This window comes from Paeniglutamicibacter selenitireducens (genome assembly GCF_051550675.1).
In the GTDB taxonomy this organism is placed as follows: domain Bacteria; phylum Actinomycetota; class Actinomycetes; order Actinomycetales; family Micrococcaceae; genus Paeniglutamicibacter.
Window position 1 is genome coordinate 438069 of the sequence record NZ_JBPULF010000001.1, and the last position, 17057, is coordinate 455125.

Sequence of the window (17057 nt, forward strand, 5' to 3'; positions counted from 1 at the left end):
GTGTACGTGCTTCTCCCATCCAGACTTTAACTGTCGGTACCGGAATTTCACCAGTTCAGCCACGCCTTTCGACATCCCTGGCGGGACGTCCCTGGCGCGGGTCGCGGACTATAACCGCCGGTTCGGACTTACACCGACCCCGGAGCACGTTGTGTAGTTGTAGCTCTTAGTATTACACGGATACCGGGGTTTGTGCGGCGAGGTTGCGCAATGTGTCAACCGCCACGGCCGGGTCCTCGGTGCCGTAGACGGAGGAGCCGGCGACGAACACGTCGGCCCCGGCCTCGGCGGCACGCAGGATGGTCTCGCGCGTCACCCCGCCGTCGACCTGCAGTGCGATGGGCAACCCGGTCCCGTCGATGGCCTTGCGGGTGCGGCGGATCTTGGGCAGCACCACGTCGAGGAAGGCCTGTCCCCCGAACCCGGGTTCCACGGTCATCAGCAGCACCATGTCCAGCTCAGGAAGCATGTCCAGGTACGGCTCGATGGGCGTTGCGGGGCGCAGTGCCATGGAGGCACGCGCACCCGCGGCGCGCAGGTCGCGGGCCAGCTTCACCGGCGCCGCCGAGGCCTCGGCGTGGAAGGTCACCGAGGCCGCGCCGGCCTCCGCGTAGCCCGGGCCCCACCGATCGACGTCGGTGATCATCAGGTGCACATCCAGGGGCAGGTCGCTGACTTCGTTGAGCCGCTGGACCACGGGAAGCCCGATGGTCAGGTTCGGCACGAAGTGGTTGTCCATCACGTCCACATGCACCGCATCCGCGGTGTGGATCCGGTGCAGTTCACGCTCGAGGTTCGTGAAATCCGCCGAGAGGATGGACGGGTTGATCTGGCAAGTGCGCATGGAAGCTCCTGGTGAAGGGTGGCCCGGGCGTGCGGCCGGCTAGGCGGTACGGGTCAACAATGCCATGAACATGGCATCGGTGCGGTGGATGTGCGGCCACAGCTGCACGGTGCTGCCGTCGCCGACCGGGCGGGAGGCCGAGGCCATGCCCGGAAGCGCCGCGGCCTCGAGCGCCGCGCCCGTGTCAAGCAGCTTCACGTTCGCGTGGCGCGCGAGCGCGTCGTCGACCACCGCGACGGTTTCGGCGGGGTGCGGCGAGCAGGTCACGTAGGCGACGACTCCGCCGACCCGCACGGCACTGAGTGCGGCGTCGAGCAGCTCCCCCTGCAGGATCGTCAATTCGGCGACGTCCTTCGGGCTCTTGCGCCAGCGGGATTCCGGGCGGCGGCGCAGCGCGCCGAGGCCCGAGCACGGCGCGTCGACCATGATGCGGTCGTAGCCGCCGGCGTAGTCGGCATCGCCGTAGGAGCGGCCGTCGCGCACGGTGATCATCCAGGTCTCCGGGTCCACGGCCACCAGGGCCTTGGACACCAGTTCCGCGCGGTGTTCGGCAGGCTCGTTCGCGGTCAGCCGGGCCCCGTGCTCGGCGGCCAGGGCCGCAAGCAGTGCGGCCTTGCCGCCGGGACCGGCGCACAAGTCCAGCCAGTAGGCGTCCTCCCCGGCGTCGGGCAGCGGCACCTGGGCCAATGCGCGGGCCACCAGCTGGGAGCCGGCGTCCTGCACGCGGGTGCTGCCTTCGCGCACCGAGGACAGCCGGGCGATGTCCCCGCCCTGGTAGTAGGCGGAGTCCGCGACGAGCGTGCCCGTCTCGGCGCCGTTGGCCAGCGCCTCGTCCAGGGAGCCGATGCCCGGAAGGGCCACAAGGTTCACGACCGGGGCCAGGTTGTCGGCGGCGAGCAGCTCGTTGATCTCGGCGGCATCGCGCCCGTGGGCGACGAGGGCCTGGCGCAGGGCGCGGACGATCCATTCGGGGTGCGAGTAGACAAGTGCCGCGGCGGCACTTTCGTCGGTGATTCCCTCCACGAGTTCCGCGTTCCAGGTCTCCAGGTCCTTCAGCGAGACCTTGCGCAGCACGGCGTTGATGAGGCCCGAGGCGCCGGCGCCGATGACCATGCGGGCCAGCGAGACGGTTTCGTCGAGGGCCGCGTGGTTGGGGACCCGCATGGCCAGCAGCTGGTGGGCACCCAGGCGCAGCGCGTCGAGAACCGCCGGGTCCAGCTGATCCAGCGGTCGGTCGACGCAGCGGGAGAGGATGGCGTCGTAGAGCCCCTGTCCGCGCAGGGCGCCGTAGGTCAGTTCGGTGGCGAAGCCCGCGTCGCGGCGATCCAACCGGTGCTCTCGGATGCGGGCCGGCAACACCAGGTTCGCGTACGCGTCGTGCTCGGCCACGGCACGCAGCACCTCGAAGGCCGTCAGGCGCGCCGGATCGGCGCGGCGCCCGCGGGCAGAGGGTGCCGAGGCACTGAACTTGCGCTGTCCCCCGCCCCCTCGGTTGCGGGTGCGGCCGGCGTCGTCGCGGCGCACCTGGCCACCATCGCGGTTGCCGTCGTTGCGTCGCGGACGCTCGGAACGTCCCTGTCCGAATTCGCTCATGCGAATTTCACCCCATCCACGGTTCCGGACGCGAGGATCCCCCGCGCCCAATCTGCTGCGTTCATCATTTTCTTGCCCGGTGGCTGCACCAGGCCCAGTTCCACCGCGTGCGACCCGGTTCCCACCAGGACCCGCGGCTGCTTGCCGGCTTCGATCCGGACCTCTCCCGGGGCCAGGTCGGTGACCCCTGCCTGCGGCACCAGGGTCCCGAGCTTGAAGCGCTGGCCCTCCAGCTCCGTCCAGGCCCCCGGGTCCGGGGTGGTTCCGTTGATGCGCCGGCGGATCACCAGCGCCGGAAGCGTCCAGTCGACCTTTCCGTCGACAAGGGTGAGCTTGTGCGCGTAGGAGGTTTCCTCCGCCTGCTCGACACCCACGAGCTTCCCGGCCTCGAGTCCGGACAGGGTCTGCGAGAGCAGCACCGCGCCGGAAACCGCCAGCCGGCCCAACAGCTCGCCCGAGGTGTCGGCAGGGTCAATGGTCTCGGTGAGGGTGCCGAAGATCGGACCGGTGTCCAGTCCCTTTTCGAGCTGGAAGGTGACGGCACCGGTGATGTCGTCACCGGCCATGATCGAGTGCTGGACCGGGGCCGCGCCGCGCCATGCGGGCAGCAGCGAAAAGTGCAGGTTGATCCAGCCGAGGCGCGGGATCGACAGCGCCTTCTCGGGGACGAGTCCCCCGAAGGCAACGATGGCCGCGATGTCCAGGTCGAGTGCTTCCAGCCGCTCCTGGGTCGGTTCGTCGATGCGGTTGGCGTGGATGACCTCGATGCCGAGCTCGGCCGCGCGCGCTGCCACGGGCGAGGGGGTCAGCACGCGCTTGCGTCCCACCGGGGCGTCCTCGCGGGTGAGTACCGCCACCACGTCGAACCCGTCGGCGACCAGCCGGTTCAGGGATTCGACGGCCACCTGCGGGGTTCCGGCAAAGAGGACCCTCATGCCTGTCCCCCGAAGCTGGCGCCGGCGCCGAAGCTCGAGCCCAGCGCCCCCGCGCGCTGGTTGACGGTGGTTGCTGCAACGCTGTTGTAGTTGCTGTTGCGCAGCTTGCGGAAGGCTTCCTTCTTCAGGTCGCCGGTGAGCCTGTCGATGTACAGGATGCCGTCGAGGTGGTCGTTCTCGTGCTGCAGGCAGCGTGCCAGGAATCCCTCGCCCTCGACGACGACGGGGTTGTTGTCGACGTCGACGCCCGTGGCACGCGTCCAGCGGCGGCGGGTCACCGGGTAGCCAAGTCCGGGGATGGACAGGCAGCCCTCGGAGATGTCCTCCTGGTCGTCGTCGCTGAGCTCGAGGACCGGGTTGATGATGTGGCCGCGTTGGCCGGCGATCTGGTAGGTGAAGACCCTCAGCGACACACCGACCTGGGGTGCGGCGAGGCCCGCGCCTTCGACGTTTTCCATGGTTTCATCCATGTCTGCGACGAGCTTGCGCAATACGGGTCCGAAGTCGGTGACCTCGTCCGCCCGCGTGCGCAGGATCGGGTCGCCGACAATGCGAATACCTAAGACGGTCATGGGATTCCGTCTCCCTTCCGCCGGCTGGGGCCCGGCAATGTGCTGTGGATGCAGTGGGCGCACCGCTCCCAGTTTGCGGCCGCGCCTTCGACCAAGTCTACCGAGGTGACCCGGGCGCCTGCGCTGCGGGCGGGCCCACGACCTGCAGTGCCGATCCTGCATCTCGCACCCGCTGGCTGGCGCCCCAGACCTGCCGAAGCGACCAGAACTTCGACCAATAGGCGGGTAGGACCTCGGGGTTTGCCATGACGGTCTGCACTTCCGTGGCCCCGATCGCCACCCCCAGGAGCATGGGGTCCTGTGAGTATTTCCACGGTTCCCAGGTCCCCGCGGCCGCGTCAAGGACCGCTTCCTCGGCCTTCGCGCCGGCCGCCAGTTGCATGATCACCTTGGGATCCAGCGGTTTCACCCGGCCTTCGCGGTCGGTTCCCCGGGTCTTGTAGTCGATCAGGCACAGACGGCCGCCAATGGTTGCCACGAGGTCCAGGGTCCCGGCGTAGCCGACGGTGCTGTTCCATACGGTCACCTCCGCAGCCAACGGCTGGACCTGGTACTGCTCCCACCATTCGTCGAAGCGCCCGGCGAAGGCTTCCTCGCCGTTTTCCGCCAATGCCTCTCGTGCTTGCGCCGCCTGGTGCGGGAGACCCATCGCCCTCAGGGCGATCTGTTCGCAATATTGGTGGACCCGGTCCCCCCGCGCAGCTGCCGCGTCCCGGTACTGCGCGGCAGCCCCGGAGGCCTGCCGCGCCAGTGCCTTGAGCTTTGCGCTGTTCCCCACGGCGCCGCCGAGGCGTTCGTCCTGGATCACCGCGGTGGCGGCCATGTGCCCGATCCATCCGTCCATGTCCGTCTTTTCCTGTCCTATGACGGTGGTGATGGAGGGCACCTCCGGAAGATCCCCGATCTTCCGGGCGTACATGCGTCCGAAATCGGTCTGTTGTGCCAGCGCTGGAGAAGTCATGAAAAGATTTTTTCATGCATTTGCGACGATTTGCCGATTTCGGGGCAGCTTCCGGGAGTTGCAAACCCCGAGATCACGCGGAATATTTGCCGATCGGGCCGCAAGGAACCTCCGATTTGGAACTTTAGGTAAACGTCGTATAGAGTTTTTACTCGTTGGAACGCAGCCAAACGGAACGGAAACGAACCGGGCGGACAGCGATTCACACGTGGACATAGCTCAGCTGGTAGAGCGCGACCTTGCCAAGGTCGAGGTCGCGAGTTCGAACCTCGTTGTCCACTCGCATAAGAATCACCGGATCGGCTTGCCGATCCAACCGTCGGGCAGTTCGCTGTTCAATGGTTATGGTGGGGTGGCCGAGAGGCGAGGCACCGGCCTGCAAAGCCGTTTACGCGGGTTCGAATCCCGTCCCCACCTCGTAGGAAATTGCAAGAAGTATGGGCGATTGGCGCAGCGGTAGCGCGCTTCCCTGACACGGAAGAGGTCACTGGTTCGAACCCAGTATCGCCCACGAAAGATCAACACCCTGTGTGTGGATCATTCACGTGGACATAGCTCAGCTGGTAGAGCGCGACCTTGCCAAGGTCGAGGTCGCGAGTTCGAACCTCGTTGTCCACTCCAAGAAACATGGACCTCCATTCACTAGAAGAGGGGTCCTTATTCTTTGGCTTTCCCCAGGAAGCCATGCAGCGCGGGATTCATCCGGGTGTTTCGTTCCGACTTGATTGATCGGAAAATCACTGTAGAGTTCTGGTGCAGCAACTATGGGCGATTGGCGCAGCGGTAGCGCGCTTCCCTGACACGGAAGAGGTCACTGGTTCGAACCCAGTATCGCCCACGAAGATCTATACTGTGTGTATTGATGTTCATGTGGACATAGCTCAGCTGGTAGAGCGCAACCTTGCCAAGGTTGAGGTCGCGAGTTCGAACCTCGTTGTCCACTCCAGTTGAAGGCCGTTCGATTCCCCGGAATCGAACGGCCTTTCTCGTTAAGCCCTGGCGCGCCCTCCGGCATCGAGGACCGCGGCCGATGTGCCAGATATGGCGTTTCACCTCATACGCCACACCGTGCAGGATGCCTTCTGCGGCGAGTGGCCTGTTGATTTGTTCCAGTATGCACATAGGATGGGTTTCAGCCGGGGGCATGCCAGACCCCCGAAATTGAGAGGAGGTGCCTGTTGTCTGCATTTGACGAGCTGAAGGGCAAGGCCGCGGAATTGAAGGACAAGGCCACCGGACTGATCGGCGAGCACTCTGAGAAGATCAGCGGTGCAATCGACCAGGCTGGCGATTTTATCGATGAAAAGACCGGCGGAAAGTTCGCCGAACACATCGACAAGGCCCAGGGCGGCGCCAAGGGTCTCCTCGACAAGGTCGATGGCGACGACGAGGCACCGAAGGCCTGACCTCCTCCATTCCACGTAGGTCCTGTGCCCCAGGCACGACAAACGGGTGCCGGTACTGCCGAGAGGCAGCACCGGCATTTGTCGTTTTTTGAAGAAAGTTGCATCTTGAGTCATTCCGCCCAGCAAGCACCTCCACGGCGTTCGAGCACCCTTCAGCCGGTCATGGCGGGGCTCGTCACGGCCCTCGTTGGATACACCTCGTCGTTCGCCGTCGTCCTGACGGGCCTCAAGGCGGTGGGCGCCACGGATGCCCAGGCCGCGTCCGGCTTGTTTGCGCTCACCGTCACGTTCGCGCTGTGCGCGATCGGCCTGGCCTGGTTCACCAAGCGGCCCATCACCACGGCCTGGTCGACCCCTGGCGCCGCCCTCCTGGCCGGGGCCGCCGGACTCAACCTGGGGTGGAACGAGGCGGTGGGTGCGTTCATCATGACCGGCGTGCTGATTGCCGCGACCGGCGCCATACCGTGGCTGGGACGGTTGTTGGCCTCCATCCCTGTCCCCCTGGCCCAGGCCATGCTGGCCGGGGTGCTCCTGAAGCTCTGTCTCGCCCCGTTCGTGGCGCTTTCCGAGATCCCGCTGTACGTCGCCCCGGTGATCCTGGTATGGCTCGCTTTCCTGCGGTTCAGCCCGCGGTGGGCGATCCCGGCCGCGATGGCCACGGCGCTGGCCATCGCCGGTTTCACGATGGGACAGGCCACCGGATCCGGTGCCATGGGCGAGTTGGTGCCCTCCTTGGTGTTTACGGCCCCGGCCTTCAGCCTCGAGGCGTTCACGGGCATCACCCTGCCCCTGTTCGTTGTGACAATGGCCTCGCAGAACGTCCCCGGCGTGGCGGTCCTGGCGAGCTTCGACTACGAAACCCCGTGGCGCGCCTCGATGCTCAGCACCGGCATCGGAACCTCGATCGCGGGGATGTTCGGTGGCCACGCCATCAACCTCGCGGCGATTTCCGCGGCGCTTGCTGCAGGAGAGGAAGCCGGCGAGGACCGTTCGCGGCGCTGGATCGCCGCGGTTTCCTCCGGCGGCTTCTACATTCTGCTGGGGCTCGCCTCGGCAGCGATCACGGCGCTGGCGGCCGCCAGTCCGGCCGGGCTTCTCGAAGCCGCGGCGGGGCTCGCACTGCTCGGGACCCTGGGCATGGCGGCGTCCTCCGCGTTGGCCGAACCCTCCAGCCGGATGAGTTCCCTGGTCGCCTTCCTCGTGGCCGCGTCGGGCCTGAGCTTCGCAGGGATCGGAGGCGCCTTCTGGGCCCTGCTCGCCGGCCTGGCGCTGCGCCTGCTCATCGAGCGAAAACGCGCCTGAGCCTCATTCACGCCGTGGCACGAAAAGGCCGCGTTCCCCCTGCCTCGCGGGCAGGGGGAACGCGGCCTTCGTGCGGTTCCGGCGCGGGTCGCGCCTAGAGGGCGGGTTCCCCCGACTGGCCTTCACGGGCCAGAGCCGTCAGACGGGAGACGGCGCGGAAGTACTTCTTCTGGTAGCCGCCGGCCATCATTTCCGGGGTGAAGAGCTCGCTGAACGGCTTGCCCGAGGCAATGATCGGCACATCCTTGTCGTAGAGGCGGTCGGCCAGCACCACGAAACGCAGGGCAACCGACTGTTCGGTGATCGTTTCGACGTTGTGCAGCACCAGCGCGTCGGTGTCGCCGATCAGGGCGCGGTAGCGGCTGGGGTGGACCTTGGAGAGGTGCTCGGCCAACTCGGAGAACTCGTCGATCGCGAGGTTCTTGTCGGCGTAGCGTTCCTTGGCGAACGTCTCGATGGCCGCATCCTCCAGCGGATCGGGCGCGTCCGGCAGGCCGCGGTGGCGGAAGTCAACGCCATCGACGCGGTGCACGTCGAACTGCTCGGCCAGGACCTTGATCTCGCGCTGGAAGTCCACCGCGGCGAAGCGGCCCTCGCCCAGGGCGCCGGGAAGCGTGTTGGAGGTCGCGGCGATCTTCACGCCGGCGTCGGAAAGCTCGCGCATGAGGCGCGACATCAGCACGGTGTCCCCCGGGTCGTCCAGTTCGAACTCGTCGATGCAGACCAGCGAATACTGGCTGAGCACCTCGACCGTCTGGCGGAAGGACAGCGCACCCACCAGGTTGGTGTATTCGACGAACGTGCCGAAGGCCTTGCGGCCCGGGGCCAGGTGCCACAGCGAAGCCAGCAGGTGGGTCTTGCCGACACCGAACCCGCCGTCGAGGTAGATGCCCGGCTTGTGGGACTTCTTCTTGCCGAAGAGCTTGCCCATGAAGCCGCCCTTGGCGGCCCCGATGTGGCTGGCGAAGTGCTTGAGCTTGGTGACCGCCTCGGCCTGGGACGGCGCCGACGGATCCGGGCGGTAGGTATCGAAGGACACCTCTCCGAAGCGGTAGGACGGGTGGAAGCCGGCAAGCAGCTCTTCAATCGAGACCGTCGGGGTCCGTTGGGAAAGATGCGCAATCGTGGCCATACGGCGGAACGGTCCTTAGCGTCGGGGTGGAGTGATGGGTGGGCGCGCGGAGCACGCCCCCGCCATTTTACTCGCTCCCGAAGAACCCGCATCACATGAGACCCATCACACACCGGCCCCGGCGATCGCCGCCTCCCCGGACGCCCGCAGCGAAATATGGCGCAAGATGGCCCGCTCCCCCACCACGGCCCGCCGCGGATCGCTAGGCTGGTGGTGCAGTACTTTTCCCCGATTCCTGTTGCGAGGTCAATTCACCATGAGCCTGCCCATCGACGCCGACCCCCGGTTCGCCAGCTACGCCCACCCGGAGCGGCTGGTCTCCACGGACTGGCTGGAGGCACACCTCTCCACCCCGGGCCTGGTCGTCATCGAATCCAACGAGGACTTCCTGCTCTACGACACCGGGCACATTCCCACCGCCCGGAAGATCGACTGGCACACCGACCTGAACGACGAGGACACCCGCGACTACGTCGACGGCAAGGCCTTCGCCGCACTGATGTCCGCCAAGGGCATCGGCCGCGACAGCACCGTTGTCATCTACGGCGACAAGTCGAACTGGTGGGCCGCCTACGCGCTGTGGGTCTTCACGCTCTTCGGCCACGAGGACGTCCGCCTGCTCGACGGCGGCCGCGACAAGTGGATCGCCGAAGGCCGGGAAACCACCCGCGAGAAGCCCGTGGCAGTCCCCGCCGACTACCCGGTGGTGGAGCGCGACGACAGCACGGTCCGAGCCTTCCTGCCCCAGGTGCTCGAGCACTTCGGCAACCCGCTGATCGACGTCCGCTCCGCCGAGGAATACACCGGCGAACGCACCCACATGCCGGCCTACCCCGAAGAGGGCGCGCTGCGCGGCGGACACATCCCCTCTGCAGCATCCGTTCCGTGGGCACTGGCCGCGGCCGAGGACGGGACCTTCCGTTCGCGCGCGGAGCTCGAGGAGGTCTACCTGGGCAAGGCCGGCCTGGCCCCGGGCGACAAGGTCATCACCTACTGCCGCATCGGCGAGCGTTCGAGCCACACCTGGTTCGCCCTGCAGTTCCTGCTCGGCTTCGAGGACGTGCGCAACTACGACGGTTCCTGGACCGAGTGGGGCAATGCGGTGCGCGTGCCCATCGTCAAGGGCGCCGAGCCCGGTGCCGTGCCCGCCGGAATCGGGGCGTAGTCCCATGAGCGACCTTCCCAAGGAACTTGCCGAAATCGTCGACGATTTCCAGGCCGTCACCGAACGCGAGCGACTGGAACTCCTGCTGGAGTTCTCCGAGGAACTCCCCGCGCTTCCGCAGCGCCTGGCCGACCACCCGGACCTGCTTGAACAGGTCGTCGAGTGCCAGTCCCCACTGTTCCTGACCCTCGAGATCGAGCCGGCCGGGGAGCGGAACGTTTCCCTGTTCTTCTCGGCCCCGCCCGAGGCCCCGACCACGCGCGGCTTCGCCTCGATCCTGCACCAAGGTCTCGACGGGCTCCCCGCTGCCGCGGTGCTCTCGGTTCCCGACGACATGCCCCACGAGCTGGGACTCACCCGCGCGCTGACGCCGTTGCGCCTGCGCGGCATGACGGCCATGCTGGCGCGCATCAAGCGCCAGGTCAACGAGCGCCTCGCGGCGAGCGGCCAGTAGCGCGTGCGGGGAGGCGGCACCCGCCTCCCCGCACCGCACCCCACCACCCTTCCACCAAGGAGCACGCGATGACGAAGAAGAAGGCCCACGCGACGGCAGGAACCCCGGCCACCACCCTGCTGGATGCCGAAAAGGTCAACTACACGCTGCATCCCTACACCCACGACCCGGGCGCCGCCTCCTACGGGTTGGAGGCCGCCGCCGCACTGGGCGTGGCACCGGAGCGCGTGTTCAAGACGCTGCTGGTGGCCACCGGCGAACCCGGGGCGGCTGCCCTGGTGGTGGGCATCGTCCCGGTGGACAGGTCGCTGGACCTGAAGGCCATCGCCGCGGCCCTGGGCATCAAGAAGGTGGAAATGGCGGACCCCGCGGCGGCCGAACGCCGGACCGGCTACGTGGTAGGCGGCATTTCGCCGCTGGGCCAGCGACAGCGTTCGCGCACCATCCTCGACTCAAGCGCCATGGCCCACGAGACCATCTACGTCTCGGGCGGGCACCGCGGCCTGGACATCGAGCTGGCGCCGGCGGACCTGCAGCGCCTGACCGACGCCCGCCTGGCCCCCATCGCCCACGCCTAGCCGGCGGCCCCGGCGTTCTCCCCGGGCCGGGACGCGTTGAGCACGCCCTCCACGAATTCCCCGACCTCGCGGTCCCAGCGCCCCGGGTCGACGTTCCATTCGCGGGTGTGCCCGGCACGCGTGAAGCGTTTCAGCTCCACGGTGTCCGGGTTGAGCCCGGCCAGCTGTTCCGAGGGGCCGATCGGCACAAAGTCGTCGGCCTCGCTGTGCAGGATGAGCGTCGGGATGCGCAGCTGATCGTGGCGTTCGACCCAGTTCAGTTCCTTGAGGTCCAGCGGCGCCGCCAGCCCCGTCATCCACCGCCCGGCCTTGTTGCCCAACAGCCACTGGCCGAATTTCCCCACGGCCTCAGGGATCCGGTTGAGCCTAGCCTGGTGGGAGAGCACATCGATCCAGTTGATCACCGGCCCGTCCAGCACCATCGCCGAAATGCTGCGGGCGTTCGCGGACCTGTCGGCGACCTGGAGGCTGACGGCCCCGCCCATGGACCAGCCGAAGAGCATGACCTCCCGGGCCCCGTGCGCGAGTGCGTAGTCGATCGCCGCATCGACGTCCGGCCATTCCGTGGCACCCAGCCCGTAGCGCCCGTCCACGGCCGCCGGCGCCACCCCGTCGTTGCGGTAGGACACCAGCAGCGCGCTGAGCCCCAGGGCGCGCAGCGTGGGCAGCGCCCGGATCCCCTCCTTGCGGTTGGCGCCGCGGCCGTGCACGCAGATGGCCCAGGTGTCGGCGCGGTCGGTGCCCTCGACGAACCACGCCGGGGCGCCCCCGACCTGCGTCGGGATCTCGACCTCGGAGTAGTGGGCCCCGATGTCGGAAGGGGCGTTGAAGACGACGCCGGAAAGCCTGCCGCGCGCCGCGGCGGACAGGTCCCCGGAATACACCTGCTCCACCGGGCGGGTGACGGTCCGGTCCCCCGTGCGGTAGCCGCGGGGTTCGCCGAGCCGTGCGTGGCCGCGGTCGGCCGCGAAGAAGAGCGAGTAGCGGCCCGGGGCCGTGGAGTCCTGGTTCGCGGGAAGGATGACATCCTGCCCCTCGTCCGTCGGGACCACGGCCAGGATCGCGAGGCTTTCCTCGGGCACGGCGTTGGGGGTCACCACCCGGCGGGCGAAGTACCCGGCCAGGGCAGAGACGCTTCCGGCGAACAGCGAACCGGCGGCTGCTCCCGCGCCGGCTGCCACAAGTGCGATGCTCAGGCCCTTGCCCGTGGACGTGGCGCGCGGGGAACGCGCGGCGTGTTGTGCCTTCATGCCTCCATCATCGCAAATTCCGGCGGCGCAGCCACACGCCCGGGCGGCGTTTTCCCCGACCGGTTCCGGGAATGACGTGGGGCCGCGCGGCGTTGAAACCAGCATGGACGATCGCCAGCAAGCAGGAGAAACCCCGGCACCGGGGGAAGACACGGTGCAGAAGACAGCCGCACACAAGACCGAGGAGCAGTGGCGCAGCGAACTGAGCTCCGACGAGTTCCGGGTGCTTCGGAAGGCAGGCACCGAGCGCCCCTTCACCGGGGAGTACTGGGACACCACGACCCAGGGCGTCTACGCCTGCCGCGCCTGCGGCCAGGAGCTGTTCACCAGCAAGGAGAAGTTCGACGCCGGCTGCGGCTGGCCCTCCTTCTTCGCGCCGCTGGCCGAGGACCGCGTGCGCTACATCCGCGACGCCACCCTCGGCATGGTCCGCGTCGAGGTGCGTTGCTCCGCGTGCGACTCGCACCTGGGCCACGTGTTCGAGGGAGAGGGGTTCAATACGCCCACGGACCAGCGGTACTGCATGAACTCGGTCTCGCTGCGGCTGAAAACCACCACGTAGCGCACGGTTTTGCCGGGCGTGAATGTCTATTTCGCCACATTCGCGCCCGAGCATTCCCCCGAGTCGCACCTTGGAGGGCCACAACGCGCCGGAGCATAAGAGCTACTAATGCTGAGGCATATTTTCAACCAGCAACCGACGTATCTCAGTAGGCTGGACCCAGAAGGCCGCGGGCAGCTCCGCGGCACGCCCATCCGCACCGAAAGGGGTGTCAGATCATGACCCACGCGACGCTTCCCAAGCCGCTCTCCAACGCCGAGCTCGTTTCCTCCGCAGCCTGGACCACCCTCAAGTTGGCGGCCACCGAATTCCAGGCCTTCCAGGTCCAGGACGGTTCGGTCCCCGAGGCCTCCGACCACGCCCGCGCAGCCGAGCTGGTCGCGTCGATCGTCGAATCGGTCAACACCCTGGCACCGCAGTTCCCGCACGACGCCACCTACCTCGAGGCTGCGGTCAAGGACCTGCAGGCCTGGAGCGCGGCGGGCTTCGGCGTGCCGGACTTCCTTGACTCCCTGCTCGAGTTCCAGCCGCAGACCCAGCGCGTCGACGGCCTGCGCCACCTGGTGCTCTTCCCGATGTACACGCAGAACGGCTCCACCAACCGCCTGCTCGAGGTCGTGCTCGTCGAGGTCATCTGGCCCGAGTTCATCGGCGCCCTCGAAGCCGGGGAATACAGCAACAAGCTCTTCGTCCCGCTGCGCTTCATCGACTTCACCCCCGGCTACGACACCAACTCCGCGGTGCTCTTCCCGGAATCCGTCGCGATCCGCGAAACCCCGTCCTTCACCTGGGGCGCCATCTTCCAGGACCGCGAGGCCGCCCGCTTCCGCCGCGTGCTCAAGGCCGCCGCGGAGATCACCAACCTCGAACTGCCCGAGGACGCCGCCGCCATGCTCGGCGACCAGGCACTGACCGAGGAAACCTTCGTGATGTGGGACCTGATCCACGACCGCACCCACATGCGCGGGGACCTGCCCTTCGACCCGTTCATGATCAAGCAGCGCATGCCGTTCTTCCTGTACTCACTCGAGGAACTGCGTTGCGACCTGACCGCGTTCCGCGAATGCGTGAAGATCCAGAACGACGAGTCGCAGGACGAGGCGACCCGCCACCACGCCAAGCTGGTCCAGTACGCGGTGATCTTCGACCGCATCTTCCGCTTCGCGATCACCGGCACCCGCCACCGCAACTACGACGCCGTCGGCGGACAGCTGCTCTTCGCCTGGATGCACCAGAACCACGTGCTGCACTGGACCGACACCAAGCTGGCCATCGACTGGGACGAGGTCCCCGCAGTGGTCTCCGCACTCGGCGACGCCATCGACGAGCTGTACTGGAAGTCGATCGACCGCCCGAAGATCTCGCACTGGCTGGCGGCCTACGAGCTGGTCGCGGCCACGCTGACCCCGCACCCGGCATCGACCTGGGCCAAGGGCCCGGACGCACTGCCGCTGACCGCGCCGCTGCGCGAGATGACCGACCAGGTCCTCGACGACGAGTTCCCGCTCTCGATGTTCTACGAGGCGCTCCACAAGAAGATGACGCCCGTCATCGAGTCGACCATCGGCATGACCGGCTCCAGCGCACTCTAAATTCCCCGGGGTTGCAAGTGCACCGCAAGGTGCGCTTGCAACCCTTCTACATGTGAGGTCTACACTCAGGATCATGGCAACGCTTACGGATCTGACAATACTCATTGCCGGCGCCACCTCCCCCTCCGGGGTTGCCGCGGCCCGCGCCCTGTGCGACGCCGGGGCCACCGTCCTGGCCGCGGGCTCCAACGCCGAGCGGCTCGCCGAACGCCTGCCCTTCGTCCACGGGCGCTACGAGGTGGACCTGGCGAACCACGCGGCCGTCACCGAGCTGCACCAGCTCATCGACACCGAGCGCGGGCGCATCGACGGGCTGCTGCACCTTGTCGGCGGCTGGCGCGGCGGCAAGGGCCTGGCCGGCCAGAGCGACGAGGACGCCGAGTTCCTGCACACCCAGGTCGTCACCACGCTGCGCAACACCACCCGCGTCTTCCACGAGGACCTGCTGGCTTCCCCGCGCGGCCGTGTTGCCATGGTGACCGCCACCGCAGTCGACGCCCCCACCGGCTCCAACGCCAACTACACCACCGCCAAGGCCGGCGCCGAGGCCTGGATGCGCTCCGTCGCCGCGGCCATGAACACCGCACAGTCCGGCAGCAAGACCAACCCGGAGCCGCAGCGCACCGCAGCGGTCCGCTGGGTCATCAAGGCCTTCAGCGACGAGGCCACCCGGGCGGCGAACCCCGACCGCAGCACCGCCGGCTTCACCGACGTCGAGGCGCTCGGCGCCGCCGCCGTCTCCCTGTTCACCACGGACGCCGCCACGCTCAACGGGGCGCGCATCCCGCTGCCGGTTCTCTGAACCCGGCGCTAGACTTCTTACCGACGCGCGGGCCCTCCGGCCCGTGCGCCCCACACCCCAGAACGGTTAGGACCCCTTTCCCCGTGACTTCTTCCCTGACTTCGGCCCTGCACGACACCTCGGTGCGCGGCTTCGCCTCCGACAACTACTCCGGCATCCACCCGGAGGTCCTCACGGCCCTGGCCGAGGCCAACGGCGGCCACCAGGTCGCCTACGGCGAGGACCAGTACACCGAGCGCCTCGGCGAGGTCATGCGCGGCCACTTCGGCGACGAGGCAACGATCTTCCCGGTCTTCAACGGCACCGGCGCCAACGTCACGGCCCTTCAGTCGCTGCTGCCGCGCTGGGGTGCCGTGGTTTGCGCCGAGTCCGCACACATCAACGTCGACGAGAACGGCGCCCCGGAGCGCATCGGCGGCATGAAGCTGCTCTCGGTGCCGACCACCGACGGCAAGCTGACCCCCGAGCTGATCGACCGCGAGGCCTGGGGCTGGGGCGACGAGCACCGCGCCCAGCCGCTGGCCGTCTCGCTGACCCAGTCCACCGAGCTCGGCACGCTGTACACCCTCGAGGAACTGCGCGCCATCACCTCCCACGCCCACTCGCTGGGCATGCGCGTGCACATGGACGGCGCCCGCCTCTCCAACGCCGCCGCCGCACTCGGCGTCGGCCTGGGCGAGATGACCACCGGCACCGGCATCGACATCCTGTCCCTGGGCGGCACCAAGAACGGCATCATGTTCGGCGAGGGCATCGTGGTCCTCTCCCCCGGCCCGGCCGACTCGCTGAAGTACCTGCGCAAGATGAACATGCAGCTGGCCTCCAAGATGCGCTTCATCTCCGCCCAGCTGCTGGCCCTCTACGGCACGGACCTGTGGCTGGCCTCGGCCTCCCACGCCAACGCCATGGCCGCCAAGCTCAGCGCCGCCGTCGCGCAGGTCGAGGGCGTGGAACTCGTCTACCCGACGCAGTCCAACGGCGTCTTCGCCACGCTGCCCAACGCCGCGGCCGACGCCCTGCGCGAGCGCTTCCGCTTCTACGACTGGGACCGCGCCGCCGGCCAGGTCCGCTGGATGTGCTCCTTCGACACCACCGAGGCCGACGTCGACGCGTTCACCGCGGCCCTCGCCGAGGAAATGGCCGCACTCAAGGCCTGATCCCCAGGGCGCCCCGCGCCCCGGTGCCGGGAGGCCGCGACACGCTGCCGCGGCCTCCCGGCGTGCCGTGACGCAACAATGCGCCACGGCACTTTAGACTCGCCATGTGAGCTCCCATGGACCGATATCAGTAGTGCCGCCTGCGTTCCTCGAAGCGCTGGCCGCGGTGCGCCGCACCAGCTGCCGCAGCGAATTGCGCCTGGAAGAGATTCCCGCCCCGGCACGGCTTGCCCCCTACGCCCTGGCCCTGGCCGCCGATGTCCACGAGCGTGTCCCGCGCGGCCCGCACTCCGCCGGCAAGGCCGGAGGCGACCCGCAGCAGGCGGTGCACGGCGAGGAGCTCGCCACCGGACGCTTCATCCTGCTGCACGACCCCGAAGGCTCTGCCGCATGGGACGGCAGCTTCCGAATCGTCACCTACATCAGGGCCCGCATGGAGTCGGAGATGGGCAACGACGCCATGCTCGGCTCGGTGGCCTGGACCTGGCTTGTCGACGCGCTCACCGAATCCGGGGCCGAGTACCGCCAGGCCGGCGGAACCGCGACCCGCGTGCTCTCGGAGAGCTACGGCACCCTCGCGGAGCGCAACGACACCATCGACATCGAGCTGCGCGCCTCCTGGACCCCCGGCGACGGAGACATCTCGGCGCACCTTGAGGCCTGGGCGGAGATGGTCTGCACCTTCGCCGGGCTGCCACCGCTGCCCAGCGGCGTCACGGCGCTGCCGCACCGCCGCTTTTCCTGAGCATCGG

The 17057-nt window shown here is 68.0% G+C and carries 17 protein-coding genes, 6 tRNA genes and 1 riboswitch; of the genes, 16 read left to right on the plus strand and 7 right to left on the minus strand.

The window, feature by feature from the left end; translation table 11 throughout:
* Positions 1-3 precede the first annotated feature (3 nt).
* Positions 4-151: riboswitch (FMN riboswitch) on the minus strand.
* Between the two features lie 21 nt (positions 152-172).
* The 5 genes from rpe to ACSYDW_RS02020 form a co-directional block, all read right to left on the minus strand.
* The gene (gene rpe, locus ACSYDW_RS02000; RefSeq protein ID WP_438337025.1) at positions 173-844 is read right to left on the minus strand and encodes a ribulose-phosphate 3-epimerase; all 672 of its coding nucleotides are present in this window, start codon (positions 842-844) and stop codon (positions 173-175) included.
* A 39-nt stretch (positions 845-883) separates the two neighbouring features.
* A complete protein-coding gene (locus ACSYDW_RS02005) occupies positions 884-2437 on the minus strand; it encodes an RsmB/NOP family class I SAM-dependent RNA methyltransferase (protein WP_438337026.1) in 1554 nt (517 codons plus the stop codon).
* Positions 2434-3372: a methionyl-tRNA formyltransferase gene (gene fmt, locus ACSYDW_RS02010; RefSeq protein ID WP_438337027.1), complete on the minus strand. Its 939-nt coding sequence runs from the start codon at positions 3370-3372 to the stop codon at positions 2434-2436. Before fmt ends, ACSYDW_RS02005 begins: the two co-directional genes overlap by 4 nt.
* Positions 3369-3944: a peptide deformylase gene (gene def / locus ACSYDW_RS02015; RefSeq protein WP_438337028.1), complete on the minus strand. Its 576-nt coding sequence runs from the start codon at positions 3942-3944 to the stop codon at positions 3369-3371. Before def ends, fmt begins: the two co-directional genes overlap by 4 nt.
* Before the next feature lie 97 nt (positions 3945-4041).
* A complete protein-coding gene (locus ACSYDW_RS02020; RefSeq protein ID WP_438337029.1) occupies positions 4042-4905 on the minus strand; it encodes a cytochrome in 864 nt (287 codons plus the stop codon).
* Positions 4906-5113: 208 nt separating this feature from the next.
* Between ACSYDW_RS02020 and ACSYDW_RS02025 the strand changes: the two genes are divergently transcribed.
* From ACSYDW_RS02025 to ACSYDW_RS02060, 8 genes are all read left to right on the plus strand, one after another.
* Positions 5114-5186: transfer RNA gene (locus tag ACSYDW_RS02025), tRNA-Gly, on the plus strand.
* A 65-nt stretch (positions 5187-5251) separates the two neighbouring features.
* A tRNA-Cys gene (locus ACSYDW_RS02030) sits at positions 5252-5322 on the plus strand.
* A 22-nt stretch (positions 5323-5344) separates the two neighbouring features.
* A tRNA-Val gene (locus tag ACSYDW_RS02035) sits at positions 5345-5416 on the plus strand.
* A 34-nt stretch (positions 5417-5450) separates the two neighbouring features.
* Positions 5451-5526: transfer RNA gene (locus ACSYDW_RS02040), tRNA-Gly, on the plus strand.
* Positions 5527-5671: 145 nt separating this feature from the next.
* Positions 5672-5743: transfer RNA gene (locus ACSYDW_RS02045), tRNA-Val, on the plus strand.
* A 32-nt stretch (positions 5744-5775) separates the two neighbouring features.
* Positions 5776-5851, plus strand: a tRNA-Gly gene (locus tag ACSYDW_RS02050).
* Between the two features lie 232 nt (positions 5852-6083).
* Positions 6084-6311 carry an antitoxin gene (locus ACSYDW_RS02055; RefSeq protein WP_438337030.1) on the plus strand — a complete coding sequence of 76 codons (228 nt, stop codon included), beginning with the start codon at positions 6084-6086 and terminating at the stop codon, positions 6309-6311.
* A gap of 162 nt (positions 6312-6473) precedes the next feature.
* Entirely contained in the window at positions 6474-7613 is a 1140-nt protein-coding gene (locus tag ACSYDW_RS02060) for a benzoate/H(+) symporter BenE family transporter (protein ID WP_438337319.1), read from the plus strand.
* 94 nt (positions 7614-7707) lie between these two features.
* Here the strand turns inward: ACSYDW_RS02060 and zapE are convergent, their stop codons facing one another.
* On the minus strand, positions 7708-8745 hold the full coding sequence (zapE, locus tag ACSYDW_RS02065; RefSeq protein ID WP_438337031.1) for a cell division protein ZapE: 1038 nt from the start codon (positions 8743-8745) through the stop codon (positions 7708-7710).
* A gap of 256 nt (positions 8746-9001) precedes the next feature.
* Here zapE and ACSYDW_RS02070 point away from each other — a divergent pair, with 256 nt between their 5' ends.
* From ACSYDW_RS02070 to ybaK, 3 genes are all read left to right on the plus strand, one after another.
* Positions 9002-9910 carry a sulfurtransferase gene (locus ACSYDW_RS02070; protein ID WP_438337032.1) on the plus strand — a complete coding sequence of 303 codons (909 nt, stop codon included), beginning with the start codon at positions 9002-9004 and terminating at the stop codon, positions 9908-9910.
* A gap of 4 nt (positions 9911-9914) precedes the next feature.
* Complete coding sequence (locus tag ACSYDW_RS02075; RefSeq protein ID WP_438337033.1) at positions 9915-10364, plus strand: SufE family protein; 450 nt, start codon at positions 9915-9917, stop codon at positions 10362-10364.
* Positions 10365-10432: 68 nt separating this feature from the next.
* Positions 10433-10942, plus strand: coding sequence for a Cys-tRNA(Pro) deacylase (gene ybaK / locus ACSYDW_RS02080; RefSeq protein ID WP_438337034.1), 510 nt, complete (start codon positions 10433-10435; stop codon positions 10940-10942).
* Here the strand turns inward: ybaK and ACSYDW_RS02085 are convergent.
* A complete protein-coding gene (locus ACSYDW_RS02085; RefSeq protein WP_438337035.1) occupies positions 10939-12192 on the minus strand; it encodes an alpha/beta hydrolase family protein in 1254 nt (417 codons plus the stop codon). The genes ybaK and ACSYDW_RS02085 overlap by 4 nt on opposite strands.
* A gap of 103 nt (positions 12193-12295) precedes the next feature.
* Between ACSYDW_RS02085 and msrB the strand changes: the two genes are divergently transcribed.
* The 5 genes from msrB to ACSYDW_RS02110 all read left to right on the plus strand — a co-directional run bounded on the left by msrB (position 12296) and on the right by ACSYDW_RS02110 (position 17050).
* On the plus strand, positions 12296-12754 hold the full coding sequence (gene msrB, locus ACSYDW_RS02090; protein ID WP_438337036.1) for a peptide-methionine (R)-S-oxide reductase MsrB: 459 nt from the start codon (positions 12296-12298) through the stop codon (positions 12752-12754).
* Between the two features lie 218 nt (positions 12755-12972).
* Positions 12973-14346: a DUF6421 family protein gene (locus ACSYDW_RS02095; protein ID WP_438337037.1), complete on the plus strand. Its 1374-nt coding sequence runs from the start codon at positions 12973-12975 to the stop codon at positions 14344-14346.
* Positions 14347-14419: 73 nt separating this feature from the next.
* Entirely contained in the window at positions 14420-15148 is a 729-nt protein-coding gene (locus ACSYDW_RS02100) for an SDR family NAD(P)-dependent oxidoreductase (RefSeq protein ID WP_438337038.1), read from the plus strand.
* 83 nt (positions 15149-15231) lie between these two features.
* Positions 15232-16305: a threonine aldolase family protein gene (locus tag ACSYDW_RS02105; RefSeq protein WP_438337039.1), complete on the plus strand. Its 1074-nt coding sequence runs from the start codon at positions 15232-15234 to the stop codon at positions 16303-16305.
* 133 nt (positions 16306-16438) lie between these two features.
* Positions 16439-17050 carry a DUF3000 domain-containing protein gene (locus ACSYDW_RS02110; protein ID WP_438337040.1) on the plus strand — a complete coding sequence of 204 codons (612 nt, stop codon included), beginning with the start codon at positions 16439-16441 and terminating at the stop codon, positions 17048-17050.
* Positions 17051-17057: the final 7 nt, after the last annotated feature.